7 protein-coding genes are annotated in these 5,893 nt (G+C 68.5%); 4 read left to right on the top strand and 3 right to left on the bottom strand.

Features of this window, described 5'->3' with window-relative positions; all coding sequences use genetic code 11:
- The 4 genes from E1292_RS49095 to E1292_RS49080 form a co-directional block, all read left to right on the top strand.
- Positions 1-1,099 (top strand): glycosyltransferase (locus E1292_RS49095; protein WP_220447445.1); only part of this gene is annotated, 1,099 nt, incomplete at its 5' end.
- Complete coding sequence (locus E1292_RS49090; RefSeq protein WP_132606675.1) at positions 1,096-2,100, top strand: glycosyltransferase; 1,005 nt, start codon at positions 1,096-1,098, stop codon at positions 2,098-2,100. The genes E1292_RS49095 and E1292_RS49090, both read left to right, overlap by 4 nt.
- On the top strand, positions 2,097-3,614 hold the full coding sequence (locus tag E1292_RS49085) for a glycoside hydrolase family 130 protein (RefSeq protein WP_132606674.1): 1,518 nt from the start codon (positions 2,097-2,099) through the stop codon (positions 3,612-3,614). Before E1292_RS49090 ends, E1292_RS49085 begins: the two co-directional genes overlap by 4 nt.
- A 795-nt stretch (positions 3,615-4,409) precedes the next feature.
- Positions 4,410-4,637: a hypothetical protein gene (locus E1292_RS49080; protein WP_165975161.1), complete on the top strand. Its 228-nt coding sequence runs from the start codon at positions 4,410-4,412 to the stop codon at positions 4,635-4,637.
- Between the two features lie 165 nt (positions 4,638-4,802).
- Here the strand turns inward: E1292_RS49080 and E1292_RS49075 are convergent, their stop codons facing one another.
- From E1292_RS49075 to E1292_RS53205, 3 genes are all read right to left on the bottom strand, one after another.
- Positions 4,803-5,069 (bottom strand): hypothetical protein, encoded by a 267-nt coding sequence (locus E1292_RS49075; RefSeq protein WP_132606672.1) that lies wholly within the window; start codon positions 5,067-5,069, stop codon positions 4,803-4,805.
- 222 nt (positions 5,070-5,291) lie between these two features.
- On the bottom strand, positions 5,292-5,588 hold the full coding sequence (locus tag E1292_RS49070) for a GlsB/YeaQ/YmgE family stress response membrane protein (protein WP_132606671.1): 297 nt from the start codon (positions 5,586-5,588) through the stop codon (positions 5,292-5,294).
- A gap of 102 nt (positions 5,589-5,690) precedes the next feature.
- A partial coding sequence (locus E1292_RS53205; protein WP_220447444.1) for a hypothetical protein occupies positions 5,691-5,893 on the bottom strand: 203 nt, incomplete at its 5' end.

Here is a 5,893-nt window from a genome sequence, read left to right as displayed (position 1 = left end):
CCCGCCCACCCAGTGCGGGCTCGCGACCTTCAATTCCGCCCTGGCCGCCCATCTGGCCATGGGCGGCAGGTCCGGCGGGATTGTCCGTGTCACCGCGGAAGGTGACGACGAACGGCCGCAGCCCGGGGTCGTGCACACCTGGAACCCCGGCGGGCTCGGCGGCTGGCAGGCCGCAGCCTGCGCTCTCGAGGACTTCGACGTGGCCATCGTGCAGCACGAGTACGGCATCTACCCCGGTCTGGACGGCCAGGACGTCCTGCCGTTGCTGCGGTGCCTCACCGTGCCGAGCATCGTGGTCCTGCACACCGTCCTGGCCAGGCCCACTCCCCCGCAGAAAGCCCTGCTCGAGGAGATCGGGGACGCCGCCGGCGCGATCGTGACCATGACCGGCACCGCTCGTGACCGGTTGAAGGCCGGCTACCGGGTGGATGCCGGCAAGGTGTTCGTCATTCCGCACGGGACCGCCGACCACATGCGGGTCCCGGCTCAGCGCCGCCCCCATCCGCACCTGCTCACGTGGGGACTGCTCGGACCAGGCAAAGGGATCGAATGGGCGGTACGTGCCCTCGCGCTCCTGAGGGGCCTCGACCCCTCACCGATCTACACGATCGCCGGCAAGACCCACCCCAAAGTGCTGGAGCTCCAGGGCGAGGCCTATCGCGACGGCCTGCACGATCTCGCCGCCCAGCTGGGGGTGTCCACGGCCATACGACACGACCCCGTCTACCGGGATCAGGACTCGCTGAGCCGGCTGGTCCGCTCGGCGGACGTCGTCATCCTGCCCTATGACTCGGCGGAGCAGGTCACGTCCGGTGTCCTCATCGAGGCCGTGGCCGCCGGCGTGCCGGTCGTCGCCACCACCTTTCCGCACGCCGTGGAGCTGCTCACCAGCGGCCCGGGGCTGCTCGTTCCCCACGGCGACCCCGCCGCGCTCGCCTCCGCCATCCGTCGCGTCCTCACGCAAACCGGGCTGGCCAACAATCTCACCGGGCGTACCCGCGCCCTGATCCCGACCCTGCTGTGGCCGGCGGTCGCGGCCCGATACGACGGCCTCGGCCGGTCGCTCGTCGCCGCGCGGCCGGCCGCAATGCTGCCATGAGCGCCGCCGATCCCGGTTTCAAGCACCTGCTCCGGATGAGCGACGGCACCGGCCTGTTTGAGCATGCCCGGCACGCAGTCGTCCGCCGCGAGCACGGCTACTGCACAGACGACGTCGCCCGCGGCCTCATCGTCGCCAGCCGCGAGCCGCGCCCCGCCCAGCAGCTGACCCGGCTGGCCGAGTCCTACCTGGCCTTCCTCACCCACGCGCAGGATCGTTCCGGCGCGTTCCGCAACCGGCTCACCTTCGACCGCCGCTGGAGCGAACTGCCGGGCGTCGGCGACTGGTGGGGACGAGCGATGTGGGGCCTGGGCACCGCAGCGTCCCGCAACGCCATCCCTTGGATCCGGGACGAAGCGCTGCACGCCTTCGTTCTCGGCGCCGAACAGCGCTCCCCGCATCCACGCGCCATGGCCTTCGCCGGGCTCGGCGCGGCGGAGGTCCTGCGCACCACCCCGGACAGCACCGTGGCCGCCTCCCTGCTGATGGACGCCGTGGAGGCGATCGGCACGCCCTCGGAGAACCCCTCCTGGCCGTGGCCGCAACCGCACCTGACCTACGCCAACGCCGTTCTCGCCGAAGTGATCATCGCCGCCGGGGATCTGAGTGATGACCGGCAGCTGCTCACCACCGGCCTGCGCATGCTGGCCTGGCTGTCGGACATCCAGACCAAGGACGGCCTGCTCGCGGTCGTACCCGCCATCGGTTGGCGACAGGACGCGCCTCAGGCCCGCTACGACCAGCAGCCGATCGAGGTGGCCGCGCTCGCCGACGCCTGCGCCACCGCCGCCCACGTGACCGGCGACAACGCGTGGCAGGATCGGGTACGACTGTCGGTGGCGTGGTTCCAGGGAGCCAACGACGCCGGCGTTCCGATGTGGGACCCGGCGACCGGCGGCGGCTACGACGGCCTGACCGAGCACGGTCCGAACCTCAACCAGGGAGCGGAGTCGACCATCGCGCTGATCTCCACCATGCAGCATGCCAGGCGGCTCTCGTGACCATCAGGGACCTGGCCACGCGGCTCGGCCCGACCCTCACTCCCGATCCGCGAAGAGTGATCATCAAGTTCTTCGTGCCCGGCGAGGACGCCGCGCTCACCCGTACCAGGGCCGCCGCGCTGATCGACCGCATCATGCTCCTGGGCGAAGACCAGACCACCGAAATGCTCCAGGAGACGCTGCAACGATTCGGCAACCGGCACCACGACCTCGAAACGACCTTCGCCCATCACCACGACCTGGTCCGCCATCGCGTCCCGCGCGACGTCGAGCTGTCCCTGACGGCCCGCCTCCTCGTGGGCGCCTACTTCAGTCATGAGTACGCTGTGGAGGGCGCGGCTGTGTGCAATCCCTCCATGGTCCCCCATCCCGACCAGTCCGGCCTGCGCCCCGGACAACTCCGTGTGGCGATCAGCCTGCGGCAGATCGGTGAGGGACACCTGTCTTCGATCGGCTTCGCCACGGCACTTCTCGGCCCCGGCTCCGAGCTGGCGATCGCCGACCGCTCAGGAACGCTGTCCGTCGGGTGCCGGCTTCGGACCCGCCATCGGCGCGATCTGCTCGCCGCCGGGCTCTGCGACGGCGCCTGGGACAACGAGGTGACGGGCGCCGTCCTGCGATCCCTGTCGGAACGCTTCGACGACAACGACTTCGAGCACGCGATCGCCCGGCTCCCCGCCGACCTGCTCACCCGCACCTCCACACAGCCGACTCTGGAAGAGATGCGCCGCGCGACGCACTCCGACTACGCCGTTGCCTTCCCCGCCGATCTCCCCCTGCATCGGCGAGTCCTCTGGCCGTCGACCGCGGCCGAATCCAACGGCATGGAGGACGCGCGGTTCGTACGAATCGTCGACCAGGACGGCACACTTTCGTACCGGGCCACCTACACCGCATACGACGGGAGGCACATCCGCTCACACCTGATCGCCAGCGACGACCTGCGCCACTTCGAGATCACTCCCATGCGCGGCCCGGCGGCCGTCAACAAAGGCATGGCGCTCTTCCCACGACCGGTCGGCGGACGGACGCTGGCGCTGTGCCGCTCCGACGGCGAGACCATCGGGCTCACGACCCTCGACCGGCACAACACCTGGCAAGCACCGACGCCACTGCACACCCCCCGCCGGGACTGGGAACTCATCCAAGTGGGCAACTGCGGATCCCCCATCGAGACCAGCTTCGGCTGGCTCGTCCTGACCCATGGCGTCGGCCCCATGCGTGACTACTCCATCGGCGCCCTGCTTCTCGACCTTCACGAGCCGCACCGTGTCATCGCCGAACTTCCCGGAGCGCTCCTCACCGCCGACGGCACCGAACGCGAAGGCTACGTGCCCAATGTCGTGTACTCCTGCGGCGGCCTGCTTCACGATGACGCCGTGTGGCTGCCCTATGGGGCGAGCGACACCCGCATCGGATTCGCGCGTGTGCCGCTCGACACCCTCATCGACGCGATGCGTCCACCGAGAAGGGCGGCCAACCCGTCTTGGCTGGATAAGTCCACTTCTTCCTGACCAGCCCGCGATGCAAGCCGTACCAGTCCGGTCAGGCCATCGTCTGCAGTTGCGGTTCAGGCCGGTGACGCGCAGGACGTGGGAGGTGTACGAGCGGAGATTGGCCAGGGCGAAAGTGATGCCTCGGGCTCGGGCTCCCGTGCTGGATGCCGACCAGCCCGGCCAGGCCCGGGAAGTCACGGAACGACGCCTGGGAGTGGTGGGCGGCTGGCCCTTTGGTGCCCGCTCTCCGGACTGGAGCACGAGGGCGGCGCTGTCTGTCTTCGACACCCGCACCGACACCACGTTGGCGAGGTTGATGACCACGCCATTCACGTCGGCCTCACGGTCATATCTCGCCCGGGTCAACATCAGGCTGCGCCGCTCGTCCACGGCACGGGCGATCGCCTCCAACGCCTCCGGCTCCCCGTCGAAGTCCCCGCTCATTACGGAGACGTCTTCACCGCCCACCGGGTGAAGGGGTGCGTCAGCACTGCCAGATGCGTAGACCCGGGGAGCGATAGCGGAGAGGAGTACGTGAGGAACCGGCGTCGTTACGTTCTTTGACTGTTGTCAACGACGGCCCAGTGTGGGATCAGGCAGACATTCCGTGATCGGACCGTGGTTGATCAGCCAGCAGGATGCATCTGCCGTTTGTGCATCTTGGTCCGGTGACATGCCCTGCGACAGGCCCGGAGCTGTAGGGCACGGTCAGCCCGGCGGTGACGGCGTCTTGGTACCGGCGTAGCCGGGGACGATGGAGTGCAGCCCGGGCAGGTCGTCGTTGAGAACCGCGTTCATCCAGGTCTCCAAGTTGTGGCCGTGGCGGTGCATCATCATCTCGGCGAACTGGCGCACGTGCAGCCCAAGCACCGCCAGCTGGGGGGCGACGGGGCGACCTGCGCGACGCGTCCCGGCAACGACCATGTCGCCAGTTCACTGGACCACGCAACACAGCATCGTGATGTGGAAGGCCAGGAACTGATCGACTCGCCAGAGGATCAGGTAGAGCGAACAGCAGCGCACCACCAGAAGAATGCCTGAGACCAGACAATGTGCTCGAGCCATGAGCCGCAGGTCAACCCGACGACCGAATCGCCGCATCCACGAAACGACGAGTTCGCTGATCCGGGCCAGGACAGTGCTGGAGCGGGAAAGGGCTGGGGCTGAGCGGGTGCGCGAAGGCGGGTCGTGTCTTTCGTACCGGTGTCAGTCGGTGGGCCTCAGCCCGGCGATACGTTGCTCGCGTACGTCCTGCAGGGCCCGCAGGTAGCCGAGCTCCAAGGCACGACAGATCAGGTTGTTCATCTCGGCAGAGCTGTCGGGTCGTCCCCAACTGGAAAACACGTTGGACGCCGCCTCATCCGCCAACCGCTCGTCGCCGGCGCCCCCAGGACGTGGCCCGTCGTAACGAATTCGGCCGATGAGCTCACTCCAGTCCTCCAGCTCGGCACGTGCGTCGTCATCGTTGCTCACACTGGCCATCGTGGCCCATCTCCACCGCGAGCGGCGAACGCCTCCGGCTGTCCACCGCCGGCTGCGAGGTCTGGCGGAACGGTGCTCGCGACGGTGGTGCCGGGCGATGATCGCAAGGTGCGCGGCCACCGAGCCAAGCCCAGGGCGGTGGCCATGGCGACGGGCATCACCCATCACCTCCGCCGCGCCAGGCGGGTGAGGTGATGGGAGTGCTGGGAGAGGTCATCGGCGGCCGGCCCAGTGGCCGGTTCGACGTCCGGTGCGCCGGCCGGTGATGAGGTTGTAGGCGAGCAGCAGGACTGCCGCGCCGACGATGGCGCAGACCCAGGTGGACAGGTTGAAGAAGCCCTGGATGCCCGAGACGTGGAACACCTCGGTGGCCACGAAACCGCCCAACAGCGCACCGGCGATGCCGAGGACGAAAGTGATGATCAGACCTTGCGAGTCTTTGCCGGGGACCAGCATTCTGGCGACCAGTCCGGTGACCAGTCCGAGGATGATCCAAGCGATGATGCCCATGGCCGTACTCCCTGTGGCGGTGCATCGATGTCTGCGCGGGATCGGTCTTCCGGACCGGTCGAAGCAGGGGGCCGGCCACCGACCTGTTGCCGGCGCCGACGGTCACACTTGTTCGCTTCGAGCCAACACCCCCGCGCGCTGGGGCGGAAACAAGCGATTCGGGAAGGATTCATCTGCAAAACCGATCAGCGAGGTGAGTGGTCGTGTGGAGCAGCCAGCGTTGAGCGCCGACGCGCCACAAAGGATCATCGCTGCGGCCGCCGATGGCTGCCGGAGCATCTTCGTCAGCTGGTGGTCGAGTGGGC

Origin of the sequence: Nonomuraea deserti (assembly GCF_004348685.1) — a bacterium.
Lineage (GTDB): Bacteria > Actinomycetota > Actinomycetes > Streptosporangiales > Streptosporangiaceae > Nonomuraea > Nonomuraea deserti.
This window is presented reverse-complemented; position numbering and strand designations above follow the sequence as displayed.